Source organism: Tritonibacter scottomollicae, assembly GCF_003003215.1.
Taxonomy (GTDB): Bacteria; Pseudomonadota; Alphaproteobacteria; order Rhodobacterales; family Rhodobacteraceae; genus Epibacterium; species Epibacterium scottomollicae.
Map to the genome: position 1 here is coordinate 681,058 of NZ_PVUF01000001.1, position 22,316 is coordinate 703,373.

At 65.8% G+C, this 22,316-nt stretch carries 22 protein-coding genes and 1 riboswitch; of the genes, 2 read left to right on the forward strand and 20 right to left on the reverse strand.

Going from position 1 to position 22,316, the window contains the following annotated elements:
- Window positions 1-28 precede the first annotated feature (28 nt).
- The 6 genes from CLV89_RS03215 to cbiE all read right to left on the reverse strand — a co-directional run bounded on the left by CLV89_RS03215 (window position 29) and on the right by cbiE (window position 4,905).
- On the reverse strand, window positions 29-364 hold the full coding sequence (locus CLV89_RS03215; RefSeq protein ID WP_106162165.1) for a DUF1636 family protein: 336 nt from the start codon (window positions 362-364) through the stop codon (window positions 29-31).
- Window positions 361-1,092, reverse strand: a complete 732-nt coding sequence (cobA, locus tag CLV89_RS03220; RefSeq protein WP_106162166.1) for a uroporphyrinogen-III C-methyltransferase — start codon at window positions 1,090-1,092, stop codon at window positions 361-363. Before cobA ends, CLV89_RS03215 begins: the two co-directional genes overlap by 4 nt.
- Window positions 1,089-2,417 (reverse strand): cobyrinic acid a,c-diamide synthase CobB, encoded by a 1,329-nt coding sequence (locus CLV89_RS03225; RefSeq protein ID WP_106162167.1) that lies wholly within the window; start codon window positions 2,415-2,417, stop codon window positions 1,089-1,091. The genes cobA and CLV89_RS03225 overlap by 4 nt, the downstream gene beginning before the upstream one ends.
- A 129-nt stretch (window positions 2,418-2,546) precedes the next feature.
- Entirely contained in the window at window positions 2,547-3,341 is a 795-nt protein-coding gene (cobM, locus tag CLV89_RS03230; protein ID WP_106162168.1) for a precorrin-4 C(11)-methyltransferase, read from the reverse strand.
- Entirely contained in the window at window positions 3,338-3,700 is a 363-nt protein-coding gene (locus CLV89_RS03235) for a cobalamin biosynthesis protein (protein WP_106162169.1), read from the reverse strand. Before CLV89_RS03235 ends, cobM begins: the two co-directional genes overlap by 4 nt.
- The gene (gene cbiE, locus CLV89_RS03240; protein WP_106162170.1) at window positions 3,697-4,905 is read right to left on the reverse strand and encodes a precorrin-6y C5,15-methyltransferase (decarboxylating) subunit CbiE; all 1,209 of its coding nucleotides are present in this window, start codon (window positions 4,903-4,905) and stop codon (window positions 3,697-3,699) included. Before cbiE ends, CLV89_RS03235 begins: the two co-directional genes overlap by 4 nt.
- On the opposite strand from cbiE, the gene CLV89_RS03245 reads away from it, so the two are divergent.
- A complete protein-coding gene (locus CLV89_RS03245) occupies window positions 4,904-5,653 on the forward strand; it encodes a cobalt-precorrin-6A reductase (RefSeq protein ID WP_106162171.1) in 750 nt (249 codons plus the stop codon). The genes cbiE and CLV89_RS03245 overlap by 2 nt on opposite strands.
- On the opposite strand, the gene cobJ is transcribed toward CLV89_RS03245, so the two are convergent.
- The 7 genes from cobJ to CLV89_RS03280 form a co-directional block, all read right to left on the reverse strand.
- Window positions 5,650-6,450 (reverse strand): precorrin-3B C(17)-methyltransferase, encoded by an 801-nt coding sequence (cobJ, locus tag CLV89_RS03250; protein WP_106162172.1) that lies wholly within the window; start codon window positions 6,448-6,450, stop codon window positions 5,650-5,652. The genes CLV89_RS03245 and cobJ overlap by 4 nt on opposite strands.
- Window positions 6,447-7,178 carry a precorrin-2 C(20)-methyltransferase gene (locus tag CLV89_RS03255; RefSeq protein WP_423837292.1) on the reverse strand — a complete coding sequence of 244 codons (732 nt, stop codon included), beginning with the start codon at window positions 7,176-7,178 and terminating at the stop codon, window positions 6,447-6,449. The genes cobJ and CLV89_RS03255 overlap by 4 nt, the downstream gene beginning before the upstream one ends.
- Window positions 7,179-7,194: 16 nt before the next feature.
- On the reverse strand, window positions 7,195-7,824 hold the full coding sequence (locus CLV89_RS03260) for a precorrin-8X methylmutase (RefSeq protein WP_106162174.1): 630 nt from the start codon (window positions 7,822-7,824) through the stop codon (window positions 7,195-7,197).
- Window position 7,825: 1 nt separating this feature from the next.
- On the reverse strand, window positions 7,826-8,989 hold the full coding sequence (gene cobG, locus CLV89_RS03265) for a precorrin-3B synthase (protein ID WP_106162175.1): 1,164 nt from the start codon (window positions 8,987-8,989) through the stop codon (window positions 7,826-7,828).
- On the reverse strand, window positions 8,986-12,231 hold the full coding sequence (gene cobN / locus CLV89_RS03270) for a cobaltochelatase subunit CobN (protein ID WP_106162176.1): 3,246 nt from the start codon (window positions 12,229-12,231) through the stop codon (window positions 8,986-8,988). The genes cobG and cobN overlap by 4 nt, the downstream gene beginning before the upstream one ends.
- Before the next feature lie 150 nt (window positions 12,232-12,381).
- Complete coding sequence (gene cobW, locus CLV89_RS03275) at window positions 12,382-13,416, reverse strand: cobalamin biosynthesis protein CobW (RefSeq protein ID WP_106162177.1); 1,035 nt, start codon at window positions 13,414-13,416, stop codon at window positions 12,382-12,384.
- Window positions 13,417-13,432: 16 nt separating this feature from the next.
- Window positions 13,433-13,915, reverse strand: a complete 483-nt coding sequence (locus CLV89_RS03280) for a DUF1636 family protein (protein WP_106162178.1) — start codon at window positions 13,913-13,915, stop codon at window positions 13,433-13,435.
- A 109-nt stretch (window positions 13,916-14,024) separates the two neighbouring features.
- A riboswitch (cobalamin riboswitch) is annotated at window positions 14,025-14,261 on the reverse strand.
- Window positions 14,262-14,313: 52 nt separating this feature from the next.
- Here CLV89_RS03280 and cobO point away from each other — a divergent pair.
- A complete protein-coding gene (cobO, locus tag CLV89_RS03285; RefSeq protein WP_106162331.1) occupies window positions 14,314-14,961 on the forward strand; it encodes a cob(I)yrinic acid a,c-diamide adenosyltransferase in 648 nt (215 codons plus the stop codon).
- Between the two features lie 241 nt (window positions 14,962-15,202).
- Here cobO and glpD read toward each other — a convergent pair whose 3' ends face one another.
- The 7 genes from glpD to CLV89_RS03320 form a co-directional block, all read right to left on the reverse strand.
- Window positions 15,203-16,792, reverse strand: a complete 1,590-nt coding sequence (glpD, locus tag CLV89_RS03290) for a glycerol-3-phosphate dehydrogenase (protein WP_106162179.1) — start codon at window positions 16,790-16,792, stop codon at window positions 15,203-15,205.
- Window positions 16,785-17,579 (reverse strand): DeoR/GlpR family DNA-binding transcription regulator, encoded by a 795-nt coding sequence (locus tag CLV89_RS03295; RefSeq protein ID WP_106162180.1) that lies wholly within the window; start codon window positions 17,577-17,579, stop codon window positions 16,785-16,787. The genes glpD and CLV89_RS03295 overlap by 8 nt, the downstream gene beginning before the upstream one ends.
- Before the next feature lie 231 nt (window positions 17,580-17,810).
- Complete coding sequence (locus CLV89_RS03300; RefSeq protein ID WP_106162181.1) at window positions 17,811-18,884, reverse strand: DUF1513 domain-containing protein; 1,074 nt, start codon at window positions 18,882-18,884, stop codon at window positions 17,811-17,813.
- Window positions 18,885-18,933: 49 nt separating this feature from the next.
- Window positions 18,934-19,950, reverse strand: a complete 1,017-nt coding sequence (locus CLV89_RS03305; RefSeq protein ID WP_106162182.1) for an imelysin family protein — start codon at window positions 19,948-19,950, stop codon at window positions 18,934-18,936.
- Window positions 19,950-21,452: a di-heme oxidoreductase family protein gene (locus CLV89_RS03310; protein ID WP_106162332.1), complete on the reverse strand. Its 1,503-nt coding sequence runs from the start codon at window positions 21,450-21,452 to the stop codon at window positions 19,950-19,952. The genes CLV89_RS03305 and CLV89_RS03310 overlap by 1 nt, the downstream gene beginning before the upstream one ends.
- 34 nt (window positions 21,453-21,486) lie before the next feature.
- Entirely contained in the window at window positions 21,487-21,972 is a 486-nt protein-coding gene (bfr, locus tag CLV89_RS03315; RefSeq protein WP_106162183.1) for a bacterioferritin, read from the reverse strand.
- A complete protein-coding gene (locus CLV89_RS03320; protein ID WP_106162184.1) occupies window positions 21,926-22,213 on the reverse strand; it encodes a (2Fe-2S)-binding protein in 288 nt (95 codons plus the stop codon). The genes bfr and CLV89_RS03320 overlap by 47 nt, the downstream gene beginning before the upstream one ends.
- Between the last annotated feature and the right edge of the window lie 103 nt (window positions 22,214-22,316).

Below are 22,316 nucleotides of genomic sequence, written 5' to 3' on the forward strand. Positions count from 1 at the left end.
GGAGGGCGGATAGCCTCTGGTGATGCGGTCAGGGCAGCTCTGCGGGGATGCGGGCAATGGCCTTGAACCGCAGCTCACCCAGCGGCCTTGCATCCTCTAGCGTGCCATCGGCGCTGCTGGCATAGAGGCGCAGGAACGTCAGAATATCGGGCAGATCCGCTGATGTGATCTCGCCAAACAGATAGGCGGTCTTGCCGCTCTGGCGGATCGCCAGGGTCTGCGGGCGGTCGCAGCCCGACATGCAGTCGACCTGCTGTAGCGTCGCGCTCAGCCCCGCCGCCGTCAGCGCCGCCGAGATCTGCCTTGGCAGCTCCGGGTCGGCAGTGCTGCAGCTGCGGCAAAGCGTGAGCGTCGGCTGCGTCATGCGGGCGCGTCTTCATCCGCCAGCGGACCGTAAAGGATCAGCACCGGCGCGGCGCTGTCGATGCGCTCCAGCAGCTCAGGCAGCGCCTGCACCGTGGTGCGGTGCAGGCGCTGCGCCGGGGTGGAGACCCCGAGGGCCACCAGCGCCGGCGTGTCCTGCGGCAGGCCTTCGTCCAACAGCAGCGCCAGCATCGACGCAAAGGTGCGTTTGCCCATATAGACCACCGTGGTGGCCTCCGGATCGGCAAGGGCGGCGAGGTTCATGTGATCCGGCAGCCCGCCGGTCACGTCATGGCCGGTGATGAACTGCAACCGCCGTGCGGTCAGCCGCCGCGTCAGCGGAATGCCCGCCGCCGCTGCTGCGGCCGAGGCGGCGGTGACGCCAGGGATGATCTCGTATTTGATGCCAGCGGCGCGCAGGGCGGTCAGCTCTTCCTCCAAGCGGCCAAAGACGCCGCTGTCGCCGGATTTCAGCCGCACGACCTGGGCGCCGGATTGCGCATATTCCACCAGCAGTTTGCTGACGTGGTCCTGTTTCGGCGAGGGGCGTCCAGCGCGTTTCCCGACCCCCACCAGATCCGCATCCGCATGGGCGTGGTTCAGGATCGGCCCCGAGGACAGATCGTCAAACAGCACCGCATCCGCCGCCTCCAGCCGTTTTACGGCCTTCACCGTCAACAGCTCCGGATCACCGGGACCGGAGGAAACAAAGCTGACAAAGCCACTCATGCGCGCTCTCCCTCATGCTCTGCGGTGATCAGATGGAAGAAGGTGCCGGTGACGTTGCCATTGATCGAACCGGTCTCCGGCACCGGGTTGCCATCCGCATCCATCACCCGGGCCAGCGGTGCATCGGGTTCATCCAGAATGGTGGAGTAATGGAACTCATGCCCGCGCAGGAAATCCCCTGCGTCAAAGCCCGGCATGCCTGCCTGCAGCTCCGCCCGCCGATAGCCGAGGTGGAACTTGCGCTTCTCATAGGACGTCACCAACCCCAAGAGCCCGGCCATCTGGTGCCGGGTGCCCGCCTTGTCGATCAGCGCCGCGCCAAGCGCCATGTAGCCGCCGCATTCGCCATGCACCGGCTTGGTCTGCGCATGTTTCTGCAGGCCTGCGCGCCATGTCTCCGCTGCTGCCAGCGCCGCGCCGTGCAATTCTGGATAGCCGCCGGGCAGCCAGACCAGATCGGCGTCCGGGGCGGGGGGCTCGTTGTTCAGGGGCGAAAATGGCAGGATTTCGGCCCCGGCGGCGCGCCAGCCTTCCAGCAGATGCGGATAGGTAAAGGAAAACGCTGCATCCCGCGCCAGTGCGATCCGCTGTGCCGGCGGTTTTGGCAAGGCCCGCGGGGCAGGGGCCGCAGCTGTGCTGGCCACCGCGCGGATCGCGTCAAGGTCGACGTTGTCGCGCAGGAAGGCCGCATAGCCCGCAATCGCCGCCTCAAGATCGGGATGCTCCACCGCCTGAATGAGGCCAAGGTGTCGTTCGGGCAGCGTAAGATCGCCGCGCCGGGGCAGCGCGCCCAGCACCTTGACGCCCGCGCGCTCCATCCCCAGCCGGGTCAGCCGTTCGTGGCGCGGACTGGCCACCCGGTTCAGGATTACCCCGGCAAAGGGCAGGTCCGGGTTGTACATCTTGAACCCAAGCGCGGTGGCGGCAGCAGATTGCGCCTGCCCGCCCACGTCGATCACCAGCACCACCGGCCAGCCCATCCTGAGCGCGGTCTCGGCCGAGGAGCCAAAGCCCGATTGCCCGCGGGTGGCAACGCCGTCGAACAGCCCCATGGACCCTTCGCCGATGCAGATATCCGCGCCGGTGGCCTGGGTGGTGACGGCATCGAGCAGCCCGCTGTCCATCGCCCAGGTATCAAGGTTGAAGGACGCGCGCCCGGCGGCGGCGAGGTGAAAGGCCGGGTCGATATAGTCCGGTCCGCTCTTGAACGGCTGCACCGTGAGACCGTCCTCGGCCAATGCGCGCAACAGGCCCAGCATCACCGTGGTCTTGCCGGTGCCGGACGAGGGGGCAGAGATCATCAGGCCTTTGGGGAAATTGGTCATCGGGCTACCTCGTTTGCAGAGAACTCTTGTCCGGTCCGCGGACCGGACAGCGCCCGACCCTCCCCCCGGGAGGGCGCTTTCGCACCCACCCAGGCTCGGGCGCTGTCCTCGGTGTGATAGATCAAGCGATCACTCATCCGCTTCGCTCCACTCGGACCACGGGCTGTCGGCACTCTGCGGGCGGTAGCGGCGGTCATAGTCCGCACCATAAAGGCAGCTTTCGGCAAAATCCTCGGCGCGCAGGGCAGGGCCGACCAGGATCAGAGCGGTGCGCCCACGCGCACCTTCGGTGACCTCAATGACTGAACCCAGCGTCGCCTTGATGATCTTCTGATCCGGCCAGGTCGCCCGCCAGACGATCGCCACCGGACAGTCGGATCCATAGGCAGGCGATAGCCGCGCCACCACGTCATCCAGCACGTGGACGGAAAGGTGAATCGCCAATGTGGCGCCGGTAGCGGCAAAATTTTCCAGTGTCTCGCCCTCGGGCATAGCAGAGGCACGCCCGGAGGTGCGCGTCAGCACCAGCGATTGCGCCACGCCGGGCAGGGTCAGCTCGGTGCCTAGGGCGGCGGCTGCCGCGGCAAAGGCGGGCACGCCGGGGGTGATGTCATGCGGGATGCCCAGATCGCGCAGGCGGCGCAGCTGCTCGCCCATCGCCGACCAGACCGACAGATCCCCGGAATGCAGCCGCGCCACGTCTTGACCGGCTGCATGAGCGGTAGCGATTTCCGCCATGATCTCGTCCAGCGACAGCGGCGCGGTGTTGATGATCTTTGCGCCGTCTGGGCAATGTTGCAGCAGCGCCTCGGGCACGAGGGAGCCCGCATAGAGGCACACCGGGCAGGCGGCGATCAGGTCGCGTCCGCGCAGGGTGATCAGGTCCGCCGCGCCGGGGCCGGCGCCAATGAAGTGTACGGTCATCGCTCAATCGTCTCCGCAAGGGCCACGGTGGCAAGCCGGTCCGTGGTCACATATCTCGTCTGGATCAGCCGTGCGCCTGGGCCTGCCGCAACAAGTGCTGCGGCCTCTGCTACCGATCCGGTGTGGAACCGCGCAGCGATGCGCGGTGAATGGGTCGGGGTCTCAATACCCGAAATCTGAGCCTCGTCGAGGGGGATCACCGGCAGCCCATTTGCCGTTGCAAAGCCCCGGAACAGCGCTGTATCCGCCTTGGCGCGCAGGGTGGCGAGCCGGTCGGGGCGCGGGGACAGGGCGGCGAGCGCCTCAACAAGGCTCGCCGTGGTGGCCCGATCTGCAAAGCCAAAACCGGCGACGATCATCGGCTGACGCTCCATTGGATCACCGGACGCGCCCGCTCCCAGCCGCGCATGCTCCCAAGCGGCGCCGCTTCGGCAATCTCGGCCTTCAGCAGATGCCCGCCCCACTGCGCCTGCGCCTGCATCAGCAGGCTCTCGGTTTCCAGCGTCACGCCATTGGCGACGAGGCGGGTGCCCTGCGGCAGGATCTGCCAGAGTTGGTCCAGCAGCGCCTGCGTGCCGCCGCCGCCGATGAACACGCAGTCGGGCAGCGGCTGGCCCTGCAGCACCTCCGGTGCGCGGCCCTCGATGGCGGTAAGGCGATGCGCGAGGCCGAAATCGTCGGCGTTGCGGCGGATATTGACCAATCGGTCGGCGCGCGCCTCGAAAGTGGTGGCCGTGGCGCCGCGCGCGGCAAGGCACCATTCGACCGAGACCGACCCCGACCCGCCGCCAATGTCCCACAGATGCTCATCCGCGCGCGGTGCGAGGGCAGAAAGAGTGAGCGCGCGAATGGGCCGCTTGGTGATCTGACCGTCGCTGGCAAAGAGATCGTCCGGCAGCCCTGCGGCTTGCGGCAGGCCCTGGCCCACAGCCTCGATGGCGGCCACAACCGGCGCGTCCACATCCCCGAGATCAAAGGCCCCGGCGGTGGTCTCGCGGCGGCACTCCTTGGGCCCGCCAAGGCGTTCCAGCACAGTCAGGCGACTGTCGGCAAAGCCGATGTCGCAGAGGTACCCCGCCAGCTCTGCCGCCGCCGCGCCGTCGCGCAGGGTGCAGAGGATGCGGGTGCCACGCGCAAGGATTGCTCGCAGACGCGCAAGGGGCGCAGCATGCAGGCCGAGGCAGAGCGTGTCTTCCAACCGCCAGCCCAGCGCGTTTGCGGCCAGCGCGAAACAGGAGGGCGCGGGATGGGAGATCCATTCCTCGCGGCTCAGATCCCGCAGGAGGCTGCCACCGGCGCCATGCCAGAACGGATCACCGGAGGCCAGCACCACCGTGGCGCGCCCACGCGATGCCAGAACCGGCGCGGTGGAGAAGGGCACCGGCCAGCTATGACCACGCGCGCCTGCGTCGACCAGGTCCAGATGGCGGGGACCACCGATGATGATTTCTGCCGCCGCAAGTGCGGAGCGGCTTGCATCCGTCAGCCCATCAAGGCCATTTTCACCCAGCCCGATCAGGGTCAGCCACGGGCGCGCCGCGTCTTTTGTCAAAGGATCAGACATGACCAAACTCCTGCTTCTGGGCGGCACCACCGAGGCCTCGCAACTGGCGGCACATCTGGCGGAAGCGTGGACGGGAGCCGGGCGTCAGGCGGTGTTCTCCTACGCGGGCCGCACCGCGCGCCCGGCGCCGCAGCCGTTGCCCTGCCGGGTGGGCGGGTTTGGTGGCGTGGCCGGGCTGGCGGAGTATCTGCGCGCCGAAGCCATCACCCATGTGGTGGATGCAACACATCCCTTCGCCGCGCAGATGAGCACCAACGCGGTGCAAGCCTGCGCCGAGGTTGGGGTGGATCTGGTGGCGTTGGAGCGCCCGGCCTGGGTGGCACAGGCCGGCGACAGCTGGTGCCATGTGCCCGATATGGAGGGCGCGGTGGCGGCGCTGCCGCAGGCGGGCGCGCGGGTGTTCCTTGCCATCGGCAAGCAGCATGTGGCGGAGTTTGTGGCCAAACCGCAGAACCACTACCTGCTGCGGCTGGTCGACCGGCCTGATGCGCCGCTGGCCCTGCCCGAAGCCACCGTGGTTGTGGCCCGTGGGCCGTTTGAGGTCGCTGGCGACAAAACGCTGATGCAAACCCACGCCATCACCCATGTGGTCGCCAAGAACGCCGGTGGTGCCGGGGCGGAGGCGAAGCTGATCGCCGCCCGCGCGCTTGGCCTGCCGGTGGTCATGATCGACCGGCCCAAGATCCTGGCACGGCGGGTGCTGGGATCGGTGGCAGAGGTGAGGCGCTGGCTGGACCACGGGGCTTAGGTGTCCTTGCTGTCGGGATGCTGCCCCGTTTGATGGCCTGGCTGGTGACCGGCTGCAAACCGTGGCGTGTAGACATACGGCCCGACCCGCCGGGTCTCGCGGGTGCCGACGATCACCACGGTGCGCATGTCGGCCATTTCAGGCGTGGCCTCGCGCAGCGGCACCGTCAGCAGCTCCTGACCGGGTTTGGTCACGTCGCGGGCAAAGGTGATGAGGGTCTCCTCGCCGCAGGCCTCGCGCAGCACCTCCAGTGCGCGCGCGAACTGATGCGGGCGCGATTTGGAGCGCGGGTTGTAGAAGGCCATCGCCAGACCGGCCTCGCCCACCAGCTGCAGGCGGCGTTCGATCAGCGCCCAGGGCTTGAGATTGTCGCTGAGGTTGATGGCGGCAAAGTCATGCCCCAGCGGCGCACCGATGGCGGCAGCTGCGGCGAGCATGGCGGTGATGCCGGGCAGCACGCGGATTTCCAGCGCGCGCCAGGCCTCGGGAGCGGCCTCCAGCGCCTCGAACACCGCCGAGGCCATGGCGAAGACGCCCGGATCGCCGGAGGAGACCACCACCACGCGGCGACCCGCAGCGGCCATCTCCAAGGCATGACTGGCGCGATCCACTTCGACGCGATTGTCGCTGGCATGCAGTGTCAGACCGTCGCGCGGCGCGATCCGCTGCACATAAGGGATATAGCCCACAACATCGCTGGCCTCGGCCAGCGCATCATGCACCTCGGGGATCACCATGCTCTCGGACCCGGGACCGAGACCCGCGATCACCACCCAGCCTTTTTCTGCATCTGTCATGGCCGCCGTCCTTGCCCGTGCAGCAGCACGATGGAGAAATAGGGCACCTCGCCGGTCACATCCGTCAGCTTTTGCACGGTCTGGGTCGGCATGGTGCCGCGCTCGACCAGCCAGGCGTCCTCAAGCCGCCCGGCGGCCTCCAGCGCGCGGCGCAGCTTGGGCAGGTTGCGGCCGATCTTCATCACCACCAGCGCATCCGTTTCGGTGATGCGGCGGGTCAGCTCGTCCTCCGACAGGGTTGCCATCGCCACGGTCAGCACGTCATCGCCCCAGGTGATCGGTTGGCCCGTCGCGGTCCAGCAGCCCGACATGCCGGTGATGCCGGGGATGATCTCCACCTGCGCCCGGCCCTCAAGTCGCGTGTGCAGATGCATGAAGGAGCCATAGAGGAAGGGATCGCCCTCGCAGAGCACCACCACGGTGTCTGTCGCCGCGATCTCGGCCAGCATATCGGCCCAATGGTCATAGAAGGCGGCGAGCTGGCGGTTGTACTCGGGGTCGGAAAAATGGATTTCCGTGGTGACGGGATATTCCATCGGATATTCGGTGACGCCCTCGGGCAGGATGCCCTCGACGATGGCGCGGGCCTGTCCGGCGCGCCCGGCCTTGCGGAAATAGGCCACGTGGGAGGCGGCTTGCAGCGCGCGCCAGCTCTTGACGCTCATCAGTTCGGGGTCGCCGGGGCCGAGGCCTGCGCAGATGACTTTGCCTGTTGCGGGGGTGTCCATGGTCATTCCTTGCCCGTCATTCTTTCCAGGACGCCAGCGCGTTCACCGCGGCGACAGTGATCGCAGAGCCACCCAGACGCCCCTGCACGATCATCGACGGCACCGGCAGATCCTGCATCAGGGCCTCTTTTGATTCCCGCGCGCCGACAAAGCCCACCGGGCAGCCGATGATGGCGGCAGGGCGCGGGCAGTCCGGGTCCTTCAGCATGTTGAGCAGGTGAAACAGTGCGGTCGGGGCGTTGCCGATGGCGACCACGGCGCCGTCGAGCATGGGACGCCAGAGTTCGAGGGCGGCAGCGGAGCGGGTGTTGGCCATCTCGCGGGCCATCTCCGGCACCTTCGGGTCGCGCAGGGTGCAGATCACCTCGTTGTTCGCAGGCAGTCGCGGGCGGGTGATACCTTCGGAGACCATATAGGCATCACAGAGGATCGGTGCGCCCTTGGCAAGTGCCGCGCGGGCGGCCTCGGCCATGCCTTTGGAAAAGCTGATATGCTCTTCCAGCCCCACCATGCCGGCGGCGTGGATCATGCGCACGGCGACCACTTCCTCGTCCTTGGTGAACCGGTCGAGGCTGGCCTCGGCGCGGATGGTGGCAAAGCTCTCGGCATAGATCTTGGCGCCATCGGTTTCATAGGTGTGCAGCATGTCAGGGGTCTTTCGTCAGAACGTCTGGCGCGGCGCGCAGGGCGCGGGCGGTCAGGCAGGTCAGGGCGGGACGGGCCTCGGCGCGCCCGTTGCGAATGAGGTCGAATGTGTCGGGGCCGGTGGCCGTCAGGGTCACATCGGCGGGTCTGGGATGGGCGCAGCCCTTGGCGCAGCCGGAGACATGCAGGCGGATGCCCCCCGGCAGATGTGGCGCCAGATTGCGGGCCAGATCGCGGGTGGCCGCACGCGCCTGCAGGCAGCCGGGCGCGCCGGTGCAGGCGGTCACTTGCAGGCGCGGATCGGTTGCGTCCAGGATCAGCCCGGGCAGGGAGGCGATGTCGTGTGCATCTTCGATCAGCAGCATGCGCCATGGAGTCAGGCGCAGTGGCCCAGACTCGGCGAGGGCGGCAAATGTCGCAGCCGGGATCTGGCCGAATTCCAGCGCGACCAGCTGGCCGCAGGCGGTGAGCCCGGGCGTTGCGGTATAGGCGCCCCTTGCACCATTCGCGCCATGCGATGCCGGTGGGCCGCGGCGCGCAATCAGCCGGTGCATCCGGCCCCTCCCCTCGGGCGCGCCGCCTTGCTCCAGGAACCAGCGGGCGAGCGCAAGGGCCGCGTCGGCCGCGCTGTCCTCGGTCACCGGCAGGGCCACATCCGCGCCGTCTGCGCGCAGGCTCAGGTCGGCGTCCGTGCCTTCGATGCGAATGTCGGCGGCGATATCCTGTAAGACCGGGGTGTCACCAGCGTCCACCGCAAAGCCGAATTTACCGGGCAGGCGGAGGTCCGAGGCTGCCGCAAGCGCGTCACACAACGCCTGCGCGATGCTATGACTGCGGTCGCTGTCGCGCCAGAACGGCGTCAGCAGAATGTTGCGGCGCGCCTCAAGCGCGGGATCGCGGTCTACCAGACCGAGTTGTTGCAGCGCGGCGATCAGCTCTGCGTGGGCTTCGGGGCGGACACCGCGCATCTGCAGGTTGGCGCGGGCAGAGACATCCAGCACCCCATTGCCGAAACGCTCGGACAGTGCTGCCACTGCTCTGGCCTGCGCCGGTGACAGCCGACCGAGCGGCGCGCGGATGCGCACCACCAGACCGTCGCCGGACATCATCGGACGCAGGGCGCCGGGGCACCAGCCGTAGACCTTTGGCGTGGCGGCTGCGCTCATGCAGCACCCTCCAGCGTGGCGAGGATGAAGTTCCGCCGTGTCACCCAAAGACCGGCCTCGCGCAAAGCCCGGAACCTGTCCCACATGGCCTGCAACGCCGCCGGGTTCTCGCGTTCCAGAAACCCCACCAGATCCTCGCGGCCCAGCGTGGCCTCGAAATAGAGGTCGAACAGATGCGCCGGCACCACTTGGGCCAGATGCGCAAAGGCGGCCATGTGATCCAGCGTCGCCGCGATCTCGGCGCCGCCGCGAAAGCCGTGGTTCATCATCGAGGTGGCCCAATGCGGATCAGAGGCGCGGGCGCGGGTGACGCGGGCGATTTCCTCTTGCAGGCTGCGGGCCTGCGGCGTGTCGAGGCGCGTGGCGTCCATGTGGTAGAGCGACGGCGCCTCATGGCCCAGCCGGCTCATCGCGGCGGCAAATCCGGCCTCATGGGCGGCATAATCCGAGGCCACCAGCACGTCTGTCTCCGCCAGATCCTGCAGGTGCACGAAGCTGTCGGCGCTTTGCAGCCGGTCCTCCAGCGCGGCGCGGGCCTCATGGATTTCGCCTTTGGCGTCGATGGCATGCGAGGAGGCCTTGAGCCAGGCCTCACCCGCCGCCGCGCGGGCCTCGTCTGAGTAGTCATCCAGATGCGCGGTCATGTTGAGGCCGTATTGGCCGGGCTTGGGGCCAAAGACGCGCGGGATGGCGGTCAGATAGGGGTTGTCGCCGGGGTCTTCCTCGCGCGCGGCCAGCGCGGCGGCGGCGGCCTCGAACATCTGGGCCAGACCGGGAAAGACGTCGCGAAACAGGCCGGAGACCCGAAGGGTGACATCAATGCGGGGACGACCCAGCAGCGCCAGCGGAATGACCTCGAAGCCGGAGACCCGCTCGGAGCCCTCGTCCCAAAGCGGCGCCAGCCCGGCAAGATGCAGCGCCATGGCGAACTCCTCGCCCGCCGTGCGCATGGTGGCCGAGCCCCAGAGATCCACCACCAGCCCGCGTGGCCAGTCGCCATGGTCCTGCAGGTGGCGGCGCAGCAGCTCTTCCGCCAGTTTGACCCCTTGCGCCTGCGCCGCCCGCGACGGCACCGCGCGGGGGTCCGTGGTAAAGAGGTTGCGCCCCGTGGGCATCACGTCCGACCGGCCCCGATAGGGCGAGCCGGACGGGCCGGGGGCGATCATCCGGCCCGCCAGAGCCTCCAGCAGCCCGCGCATCTCAGCTGCGCCATGATCGCCGCTGCCAAAGATATGCAGCCCCTCGCCATATTGGCTTTCCTTGATGTCGCAGACAAAGCGGTCGATGCGGGTGATCGCCTCCGCCGCCGAGGCCTCGGCGGGGATGTTCAGGTCCGCTTCGACGCCGCTGCCCTGAGCCTCTGCCCGGATGTCGGCGATCAGCCGGTCGCGGCGGGACGGATCCAGACCATCGGCGGTGGAGTATTCATCCAGCAGGCTCTCGAGCCGCCCCATGCCCTCTGGCAAGGTGGTCTGGGCCAGCGGTGGTGGCATGTGACCAACTGTAATCGCAGCAATGCGGCGCTTGGCCTGGGCGGCCTCGCCGGGGTCGTTGACGATGAAGGGGTAGATCACCGGCATCGATGCGCAAAGCGCCTCGGGCCAGCAGGCCGCGGACAGCGCCACCGCCTTGCCCGGCAGCCATTCCAGCGTGCCATGGGCGCCCACATGCACCAGCGCGTCGGTCTGGGTTTGCAGCCAGAGGTAGAAGGCGACATAGCCATGCCGGGGCGTGCGGTCGAGGTCGTGGTAGTCGTCCTCGCGCAGGTGGACATCGCCGCGCTCGGGCTGCAGGGCGATGAGCGCCTTGCCCGCGCGCAGGGCGCGGAACTGCACCATGCCGTCGTGGATGGCCGGATCATCCTCCGGTGCCCCCCATGCCGCATGTAGGTCATTGCGGAGGCTTTCGGGGAGGGTCTCAAGTGCGGCGCGATAGTCGGCAATAGGCCAACTCAGCACCTCCTGCGAGAGGCGCGCACCGAGATCATCTTCCGGCGTGACATCATAGCCCTCTGCCGCGAGGGCAGAGAGGATCGCACTGGTCGAGGCCAGCGCATCCAGCCCCACCGCATGGGCGAGGTTGTAATCGCGGCCCGGATAGGTCGAGAGCACCAGCGCCAGATGTGTTTCCGCAGGTTTGGCCCGGCTGAGGCGCAGATGTGCCTCGACCCTGTCCAGCGCCGCCGCGATACGATCCGCATCGGCGCGATGGATGAAACGAGAGTATTGCAGATCCGGGTCGCGTTTGGTGGGGGATTTGAAGCTAACGACACCGGCAAACAGTCGCCCGTCCACCTCGGGCAGCACCACATGCATGGCGAGGTCGGCAGGCGATAGGCCGCGGTCGGCCAGATCCCAGTCCTTGCGCCGGGCGGTCGACAGCGCCACCTGAAACACCGGACAGCCGGTGAGGCTGAGTGGCGAGGCGCTGCCATCACGGCCCTGCGCGGAAAAGGCGGTGGCGTTGATGATCGCTGCCGGATCAAGCCGAGGCAGCTCGGCACGCAGCCAGTCTACCGCCTCGGGCGCTTTGAGGCTGGGGGCAAAGATGCCGAAGGCCGCATAACCCCGGTGGCGCAGCTGCGCGATCATCGCATCGATCGGTGCGGTGTCGGCAGAGGTCAGGTAGGAGCGATAGAAACTCAGCAGGACCAAAGGTCTGTCCTGTTGCGGCAGGTCGCTCAGCACGCCATGGTCGGGATCGTAGTAGCCAAAATCGGGCACGGTCTTCTTGCCGATCACCGGCCCGGCATAAAGCCCCGCCGCCAGCGCCAACTGCGCCAAAGCGGCCTGGGCTGCCACCGCACCGCCCGCATCACACAGGCTTTGCAACCGGCGCAGGGTGGAGACGGGCAGGGTGGAGAGTTCGTCCAGTCGCGGATCTTCCTGCCCGTCGGCGGGCAGGATCGCCAGCGCGATGCCCTTGCGCCGGGCCAAATCCTGCAGCGTGGCAAGCCCGTAGGACCAGTAGCTCTCGCCGCCGATCAGACGCACCAGAACGCCCTTTGCGCCCTCCAGCGTTTGTTCCGCATAGACATCGACCGAGAGCGGGTGTTTGAGCGCAACCAGATTGGCAAGCCGAGTGGAGGGGAGTTTGCCGTCCGCGCGGTGCCAGCCCGCCGCAAAGGCGCCGAGATCGCTGTCGGAAAAGGACAGCACCACCAGATCGCCGGGGGTCTGTCCGACGTCATAGGGGGTGTCTGTTTCTCCGAGCCCGTGGCTTTCGCGGAAGACGACGTGCATGAGGTTGGTCCGCTTCGTTCAAATCGGAAAGGGCAGCATCCGACCCTGGGTGGGTGCGAAGCGCCCTCCCGGGGGGAGGGTTGGGCGCTGCCCGGCGTGTCCGCCGGGCGGGACCTCATGGCGAGAGGTCAGCGCCCTTGGTGTTGAAACTCAGGCCCCGAGATCGGCGTGGATGCCTGCTGTGTCGATGTTATCATGCTCGGCGATTACCACCAGCTGGGTCTTACGCGGCTGCGTGCCCCAGGGTTGGTCATATTGCGCCCGCAGGCGTTCGCCCACGGCCTGTACCAGCATGCGCATCGGCTTTCCTTCCACGGCCACATAGCCCTTGACCCGCAGGATGTTGCGGGCGCGGGCCATCTCGATGATGCGAGTTTGCAGCGCTTCGGGATCGGATACTTCGCCCATTTCGACCACGATGGACTCAAAATCGTCATGTTCGTGGTCGTGGTGGCCGTCATGGTGGCTTGGGCGCGCGTCGAGATCGTCTTCGGCGGCAGCGCCAAGACCCAGGATCACGCGGGGATCGATCACCCCTTCGGTCATTGGCAGGATCGGCAGCTTGCGCGGGGCCTCGGCTTCGATCACCGCGCGGGCCTTCTCGACGCCCGCCTCGCCGGCCAGATCCGCCTTGGACAAGAGCACGATATCGGCGCAGGAGATCTGGTCCTCGAACACCTCGGACAGCGGTGTTTCGTGATCCAGGCTCTCGTCCGCCTCGCGCTGGGCCTGTACGGCATCCAGATCGGGAGCGAACTGGCCCTTGGCGACGGCCTCGGCATCGGCCAGGGCAATCACCCCGTCCACGGTGATGCGCGAACGGATCGCGGGCCAGTCAAAGGCTTTGAGCAACGGCTTCGGCAGCGCCAGACCGGAGGTTTCGATGACGATATGCTCGGGCGGTTCCGGCAGCGTCATGAGGCTCTCGATGGTGGGGATGAAATCATCCGCCACGGTGCAGCAGATGCAGCCATTGGCCAGTTCCATGATGTTTTCCGACGGGCAGCTCTCGTCAGCGCAGGATTTCAGGATGTCGCCATCGACACCGGCGGTGCCAAATTCATTCACCACCACGGCGAGGCGCTTGCCTTGCGGGTTCTGCATCAGGTGACGGATCAGCGTGGTCTTGCCGGCGCCGAGAAAGCCGGTGATGACGGTAACGGGGATCTTGTTCAATGTGCTCATGGTCGGCCTTTCAAGGTCAGTCCTGCGCCAGTTCGGCAGGGGGCATTTCTGTGGGGGCGTCGGAGCCCTCGGATGAGGCGTTTGATGCCGCCGCCGGGGTCAGCTCGACCCCGGGCATGGAGACCGGCGGGATGCGGGCGATCGACTGCTTGCGGAACACCACGGGGCGTTCGCGCCAGGGCACAAATCCGGTGTCGGTGGCGGCATAAGCGGCAGCGCCTGCGAGGATGTCGTCCAGATGGGTGTCGGGGTCGAGATCGCCGTAGATATAGCTCCAACGCTCCGGCCCGCCGGAGAGATGCAGCGTGCAGCTGCGGCTACAAGCGGAGAGGCATTCGACGCCGCGCACGGTAACGCCCTCGGGCAGGGGCGCGCCTGCAAGGCGATCCGCAAGGATGCGTCCCGGGCGGATGGCCTCCGGGTCGGCGCCTTCGGGACGGCAGGTGGTGCAAACGGTCAGGACAACCGGCTCCGGGCTCTGGCTGGGGGTGTCTCCCATGCGGCCTTGTCTCCTCCTTCTGGGCGGAAGCGGGGCCGGGCCAGCAAGGGGCACCGACGCCATGGAGTGACGGCAAGCCCTCGACCGGTCGCGGAACACCCCGTCCGCCGGTTCAAAACGCGTGTTGGCAGGTCTCCCGGCTTGCGGATGCCAGGGCGGATCTGCCCTGACGGTCATCCCGCCTTCCCGGTGCGACCCCATCGGGGTATGCGCCAGTGGCGTCGGGAGACCTCTCCGGTCACGGTCGCGGGGGCGGCTGTGCTTGAGGGCGCGCGGGACGCCCGTGTCACATTCCCTCTTCGCCCGAAGGGTGTCATCTTCGGGAACCAACGAAATTCCCTTGCGCCATGGCGGCACTCTTTGTCAAGACATGGGGTCAGACAGCAGGAGTGACCCCCGTGAGCGACGAGACCACCGCAAAGACCGAAAACGACATCTCTGAGGAGGAAGCGGCGCGCCACGCCTCCAAAATGGCGAAGAAGAAGGCCGCCCGCGACCGGATGATGAAAACCAAGGATGGCGAAAAAGGCCTGATTATCGTCCACACCGGCCCCGGCAAGGGCAAATCCTCCTCGGGATTCGGCATGGTGATGCGCTGCATCGCCCATGGCATGCCCTCGGCGGTAGTGCAGTTCATCAAGGGCGCGTGGCAGACCGGCGAGCGCACGCTGATCGAGGAGAATTTCGCCGACCTGTGCCAATTCTACGCCATGGGCGAGGGCTTCACTTGGGAAACACAGGACAAGGCCCGCGATATCGCTGCCGCTCGCGCCGGTTGGGAGAAGGCAAAGGAGATGATCCTGGACGAGCGCAACACCATGGTGCTGCTCGACGAGATCAACATCGCGCTGCGCTACGAGTATCTGGATTTGCAGGAGGTTCTGGAGTTCCTGGTGGAGCGCAAGCCGCCGATGACCCATGTGGTGCTGACTGGGCGCAACGCCAAGGAAGAGCTGATTGAGATCGCCGATCTGGTGACCGAGATGACGCAGGTGAAGCATCCGTTCCGCGCTGGGATCAAGGCGCAGAAGGGTGTGGAATTCTGAAGCTTCGGGCCTTGTGGCTGGTTTTGGGATGCGAGGCTCTGCCTCGCGCTCCGAGGTATTTGGAAAAAGATGAAGGGGTTGTTGCGCCCTTTGGTTCTGCTGTGCAGGTCAGGAGGGCTGACCTATTGTTTCGTGCGCGAAACAACGGGGCAGTCTTGCTGATACTTTTTATGCGCTTTGCAAGAGTTGCGCGCGCATCAATCTGGGGCGCGCGCAACAGGGGGCATCAGGGGTAGACCTGTCAGGCCGCCAGTCGTGCGGCTCTGTCGCGGATATAGGTGTCGACGGCGGCGCGCTCTGCCTCGTTCAAGCGCAGGCCCAGTTTCGTGCGCCGCCAGAGATAATCCTCGCCCGAGCGCACCCATTCACGGGTGATCGCCCAATCGAGTTCCCGGGCGGTGATCGTCGCGCCAAAGCTTTGGCCCAGATCAGCCTCTTCCTTGGCGTCAGCCAGTAGGTCCCAGGCCTCGGTGCCATAAGCGCGCAGCAGGCGGCGCACGGCATAGGGCGTCAGGAACGGGTAGTCGCGGGCGAGCCTGTCGCGCAGCTTTGCCACATCCTCCACCGGGAAGTCGCCGCCGGGCAGCGACACGCCGGCGGTCCAATTGTCGGAGAGGTCGGGAAAGGCCTCGCCGATCTTGGCCAGTGCGGCCTCGGCCAGTTTGCGGTAGGTGGTGATCTTGCCGCCGAACACGTTCAAGAGCGGCGCCTGGGTCTGATCCAGGGTCAGCACATATTCGCGCGTTGCGGCGGAGGCGGAGCTGGCGCCGTCGTCATAGAGCGGTCGCACGCCGGAATAGGTCCAGACGATCTGATCGCGGGAAACGGGTTTTTCGAAGTAGTTCGACGCAAAATCAACCAGATAGTCCTGTTCCTCCTCGGTGCAGACCGGCTTGGTCTCTGGGTCGGGATGGTCCGCATCAGTGGTGCCGATGAGGGTGAAATCCTCCTCGTAGGGGATGGCGAAAATGATGCGCCCGTCCTGACCCTGGAAGAAATAGCAGCGCCCGTGATCGTAGAGTTTCGGCACGACGATATGGCTGCCGCGCACCAGTCGCACGCTCTCTCGGCTGTTTTGGCCCAGCTTTTGACGCAGCACATCCGCCACCCAGGGACCGCCCGCGTTCACGAGCATCTTGGCGCGGCGCGTGGTCTCTTCGCCGGTGGCGAGATCCTTCAGACGGATCTCCCAGTGGTCGGCGTGGCGGGTGGCGTTGACCACTTCGGTGCGGGTCAGGATTTCCGCCCCTCGGGTCTCGGCATCACGGGCGTTGAGCACCACGAGCCGGGCGTCCTCGACCCAGCAGTCGGAATACTCAAACGCCTTTTTGAACTTTGAGTTCAGGGGCTTGCCTGCCTCATCCGTGGTCAGATCAACGGTTGAGGTGCCGGGCAGGATGCCGCGTTTGCCAAGCGTGTCATACATGAACAGACCCAAGCGGATCAGCCAGGCCGGGCGGCGGCCCCTCATCCACGGCATGAAAGTGGTCAGCAGCTTGGATGTCGGCGTGGTGTTATCGAACCGCATGTCCTTGTGGAAGGGCAGCACAAAGCGCATCGGCCAGGAGATATGCGGCATGGCGCGCAGCAGCACCTCGCGTTCGATCAGCGCTTCCTGCACCAGCCGAAATTCGAAATACTCCAGATAGCGCAAGCCCCCGTGGAACAGTTTGGTGGAGGCCGAGGAGGTGGCGGAGGCGAGATCGTTCTTCTCGGCCAATGCGACCGACAGGCCACGACCGGCGGCGTCGCGGGCGATGCCGCAGCCGTTGATGCCGCCGCCAATGACAAAAAGATCGGTGATGTCGGAGGTGTGAGCTGTATCAGTCATTTTCGCTGCTTTCGGTTTCCGGGTTGCCGTCCGCAATGAGGATTCGGGTGCCGGAGGCGGCTGCGGCCTCGGCGAATTCCGGCGGTACGGGGCGGTCGGTGATGACAATATCCAGCTCCGCCAGCGCGCAGATGCGCACCGGAGCGGAGCGGTCGAATTTGCTGCCGTCGCAGATCAGGATGCGGGTGCGAGCGTTTTGCAGGATGGCGCGGGCGACGGAGACTTCGCGGGCGTCATGGTCGAGGATGGCACCGTCCGCATCGAGGGCAGAGGCACCGATCACGGCATAGTCGACCTTGTAGCGGTTGATGAAGGCCACCGCCTCTTCGCCGACAATGGCGCCATCGCTTTGGCGGATAGAGCCGCCGACAAGGATCAGATCGCGTGTTTCCTTGTCCATCATCATATTGATAATATTGATATTGTTGGACAGGAGGGTGAGCCCGGCATGGCCAGAGAGTGCGCGTGCCACCTGTTCGGTGGAGGTGCCTATATTCAGCGCGATGGAGCAATTCTCCGGGATCACATCGGCAGCCAGCACCGCCATGGCGCGTTTGCCGGCGGCATTCAGGCTGCGCCGTTCCCCGTAGCCGCGATTGGCGGCAGAGGCGATGCGCACCGCGCCACCATGCACCCGGCTGAGTTGGCCACGCGCCGACAGGTCGCGCAGGTCGGTGCGCACGGTCTGCAAAGACACACCAAAGCGGCGCGCGAGGTCTTCGACCTCGACGCGATCCTGCGCTGTGAGCAGGGAGAGGATTTCGTTTTGGCGGTCGCTTGCGTCCATCGGCTTTCCTTTTCGTGGTCAGGCATAGCGAATGGCACGCGTTTTGTCACGTGCGGATTTCGTTGTGATGTGTCGAGGGTGTAAAGCGAAAGCCCTTTGCGCAAATGCGCAAAGGGCTTTCGCTTCGCATTTGGATTGAGGTTCGCCCGGACAAGGGCCGGGCAGCCCCCGACCTCCCCCACGGGAGGGGGCTTCACCCCCACCCGAGGTCGGGGGTCGCCCTTCGTGCTCTCAAACCAGCGGGATCAGATGGTTGTCCCAGGCCAGGGGGGCGGTGGCGAGAGTTTCGACCTGCGTGCCGATACGGGCCACGGCGCCGGTGCCGGTGCTCGCGAGAAAGCCCGCGCGGGTGGTGGCCAGGCCGCAGACGTCTGCCAGCGCGTGTTCTGCCACCAGCGCGCCGCTGGCACAGTCCATCACTTGCACCACACCGCCACGCGGCGAGGTCACTGCGACCTGCGTCTCATCGCCGGAAAATGCAATGGAGCCGCCATAGCCACTGAGATTGCGCAGGCGCGGGTCGTCCTCCCCCATCAGTCGGTGCGTTTCGCCGGGGAAATGCAGGCCCACAATGGGCACATCGGCGCCCAGATCGCCCTGCCACTGCATCGCAAAGCCCACGGTGCCATCGCTGCGCACGGCGATATGGCGGATGGAGTTCTTGTGCAGATCAGCGGGCAGTTCCATCTGCTCCTGTATCTCGCCAGACAGGCTCAGATAGCTGAGGTTGGGTCGCATGAACGGGATGTTCAGTTTGGCGCGGCCCGAATCCGGGTGGGTCTCGATGCCGCCATTGGCAACCACAAGGCCGGGGGCGTCACGGCGCAAACGCATTTCATGCGGGCCGATGCCGCCGGAGGGAAACTGGCCGATGCGGCGGTAATCGCGGGCGTTCCAGACCCCGATCATGCCTTCGCCGTTTTCATAAGCGTTTTCAGTTGTGTACATCACCTCGCCTTCCGGAGAGAACACGCCGTGGCCATAGAAATGGTGGCCCTCCGGTGGCTCCAGTCGCGCCAGTTGGGCACCAGTGCGGCAGTCAATCACATCGGCAAAGCGGCCCGGACGGCGGGCAAAGGCCACCGCCTCGGGGCGGGTGGGATGAGCGCTGGCGGCATGGCCCCGGTCGGGCAGGGAATGGCGAAACAGCACCTCGCCCGCCGCAGACAGACCCGCAACCACAAACAGCCCCAACTCGTCCTTGCCCGCAGACAGATAGGCGGGCGCGCCCGCGTCGGCCCAGGTGGCGGAAGGGGCCATGCTGCTGGCCATGAGGCCTGCAATGAAGCCGCGTCGAGAGGGCATTTGAAAACTCCTGTCCGTGATCGAAAAAAAGGGGCGTGAGGGCGTCGGGTCAGTCGCCATCCAGCGCGTTGAACCCGGCCTCCACCCCCAATCGGGGGCCAAGGTCCAACGCCGCGATGTCTTTGATCGCGCGCACATCCTGTTGCAGTGTCTCCAGCAGGAAGCGGTGTTGCGGATCACTGACCCCGGCAAAGCTCGGGTCATCCGCGAGGTTTGCAGCGTGGCGGTCGGCCTTGTCGAAAACTTGGGTCAGATGTTGCGACAGCTCCGCGTCCCCATCCGACAGAAGCAGCGCCAGCTGGCGCAGGCTGTCGAGCTGGAGTTCCAAATGGCGCAGGGAGCGGCCAGAACGGCGCACCTCGGCGCGGTTGGGGCGCGGATTGTCAAACGTGCCAAGCGGGCGACCAATGCGCATATCGCCAAGGATTTCCAGCCCGGTATTCAGCGCCTTGAACAGCTCCTGATGCGCCTCTTCATCGCTGCGGTAGCGCTCATCCGGATGGCGGAGTTTTTCGGCGTACTCCTCTTGCCAGTCGGTCAGGATGGCGGCGCTGTTTTGCGACAGATCCTGGGCGACGGCCTTCACCACGGCGCAGGCGTAATCCGGGGAGGCCAGATCTGCATAGGCAGGGTCGTAAAACAGATACTCCAGCGCATAAAACCCGCGTACCGCGACCGAGGCGGTGGCGAAATCCTCAGGCGTGTTGACCACCGGGTCGCTGTCCAACAGCAGGCCGCGCAGGGCCTTTGGGGTCTTGGAGCGGCTGTCAGGCCAGAACGCGATGGCAAAGGCGCGGTTGTCGGCCTCCGAGGGGCCAAAGCGCAGATGGCTGGCCGCCACCCATGCATCAAAGGCCTCACCCCAGGCTGTGCGCACGGCCTCGGATGTGGGGGCGCAGTCGCTTTCCGTGAGGGTCGCAAATTCCGCAGTCTCGGTGGCCAGACGCTCGTAGGTCGGCAAGATATGCTGGTCGACCACCGCATCCGTCAGTGCATCGGCGCGGGCCAGTCCGGTGAGGGCGACAAGGGCGCAGGCGGTCGAGGTCAGGCGAGACAAGACAGACATTAAAGAGACTCCAGAAAGGTGATGAGGGCGGCGCGATCAGCGGGGGGCAGGGCGACGACGGTGTCGCGGGCGGCTTGTGCCTCGCCGCCGTGCCAGAGGATCGCTTCCAGTAGGGTGCGGGCGCGGCCATCGTGCAGGAATCTGGCGCGGTCCGAGACCTGCTGCGTCAAGCCAATCCCCCACAGCGGTGCGGTGCGCCATTCGCGCCCGGTTGCGCGCGCTTCGGGTCGGTTGTCAGCAAGGCCATCGCCCATGTCGTGCAATAGCAGGTCGGAATAGGGCCAGATCAGCTGAAAGCTCTGCTCGGGGCGGTCCGGCAGGCGGTGCGTGACGAATTTGGGCTGGTGGCAACTGGCACAGCCGCTGTCATAGAACACGGATTTGCCGCGCAGCACCTCGGGGGCGTTCAGATCGCGGCGGGCAGGCACCGAGACATTGCGGCTGTAGAAGGTGACCAGATCCATATTGGGCTGGTCGATCTCGGTGACGCGCACGTCGCCATCGCCGTGTGGCCCGCTGCGGCAGGCGTCCTGCAGGGCAGTGCAATCGCCATAGGGCTGCGGAAACAGCGGTGTCGAGATGCCGATATCGCCGGAAAACGCCGCAGCGGATTGTTCGTGTATGGTGGCGGTGCCGGCCTTGAGGCCAAAACGCCCCAGCATGACCTGATCAAATTCCTTGGACCAGACGAGGTTTGCACGCCCCGAAATCCCGTCACTGTCGAGATCGTCCGGATCGGCAAGGGCGAGGATATCGGCGGCGGGGATCGCTTCCAGCAGGCCAAGGCCGATCATCGGCGGGGCCACGCGGGGCGAGAGCATCGCCTTGGCATGCAGGGGGCCGTATTTCAGCGCGGTGGCTTCAAACGAGGGCTTGCGCAGGCGGACGACCTCACCGACATTTAGGGGGATCTCCTCCTCGGTGTAGGTCACAGACAGGCGGTATTCGGGCTTGATACCGGGGGCAGAGAAGTCCTGCAGTTGCCAGCCATAGGTCGGGTCTGGCGACATGCCGATATAGTCGGGAACGGCGCGCAACGCAGGGGGCACCGGGCCTGGAATGGAGACCCGAAGAAAGGCCGATGCAGACCGATAGTCGGGCCCCTCGGGCAGATGGCCGCGCCCGTCTCGAATGTGGCAGCGCTGGCAGGCGCGGGCGTTATAGACCGGACCAAGCCCGTCTGAGGCAAGGGTGGAGGCGGGCGAAAACACCCAGAGTTTGTCAAACAAGGCCTCGCCCAGACGGAACTCAAGCCCTTGTTCAAACGTCAGGTTTACCGGCGGTGTGCTGAAGGCCTCGCGGTCGTCGCGATGGGGCAGGGTGGCGGCCCCGGCGGGATTTTCCTCAAACGGCTCAGGCGCGGTGAAGTCGCGCGCAGGTGCGGTGACGCGCGCAATGCGGCTGGCTTCGTCTTTGGTGCGAGGCAGGAAAGAGAGATGCGGCTCCGCAAGGCCATCGGGAACGGCAACGCGGTCGGTCGCATGGAGCGGTGCGGCCAGCACCAAAATGAGGGCCGCACCCAGAACAGGGGTCGAGTTACTCGGTTTCGTCCATCTTGGAGGCGTTGAGATGCGCGTAGTTTTCGGCGCCAACGCGGTCGTGCAGTTCAAGCTGTGTCTCCAAGAAATCGATATGGCCTTCTTCGTCCGCCAGAAGCTCCTTGAACAGGTCTTCAGAGACGAAATCACCATTGGTCCTACAGTACTCGGCCGCTTCCTTGTAGAGGGCGCGGGCCTCTTGTTCTGCGGCCAAATCGCACTCCAGGGTTTCCTTGGGCGACTGGCCGATGCGCAGCGGATCAAGCGTTTGCAGGTTGGGGTGACCTTCGAGGAAGATGATCCGGTCGATCAACTTGTCCGCGTGGTTCATCTCTTCGATGCTTTCCTCGCGGCTCTTCTTGGCCATGTGACCAAGGCCCCAGTCCTCCTGCAGGCGATAATGCAGCCAGTACTGGCTGACGGCTGTCAGCTCGCTCCTAAGTGCCTTGTTGAGATATTCGATGACTTTGGGGTCGCCCTTCATAATTGCTCTCCGGAGAAATGGCTGTTCGTAGGGACTGCAGATGCGCAGGTACACTTACCTTAGCGTTGGCGCGCATGGTGTCCAGAAAGAGCGACATGCAGCCGCCACAATCCGCCTTCTTGCCGAGTGCGCGGTAGATTTTTCCAGGCGTTATAATGGTTTGCGGGTCAGACGCCCGCATCCAGTCAATGGCTGCATGGATGTCGTGATCCGAGATTGATGTGCAGTGGCAGATGATCATGACGGGGCGCCGATCCTAAGAGATTCTGTAGGCTACTTGCTCGTGATAATATCTGACTAAAAGAATTAGTTTTCAAGATCAAACAAGACTGAAACGCTCAGGA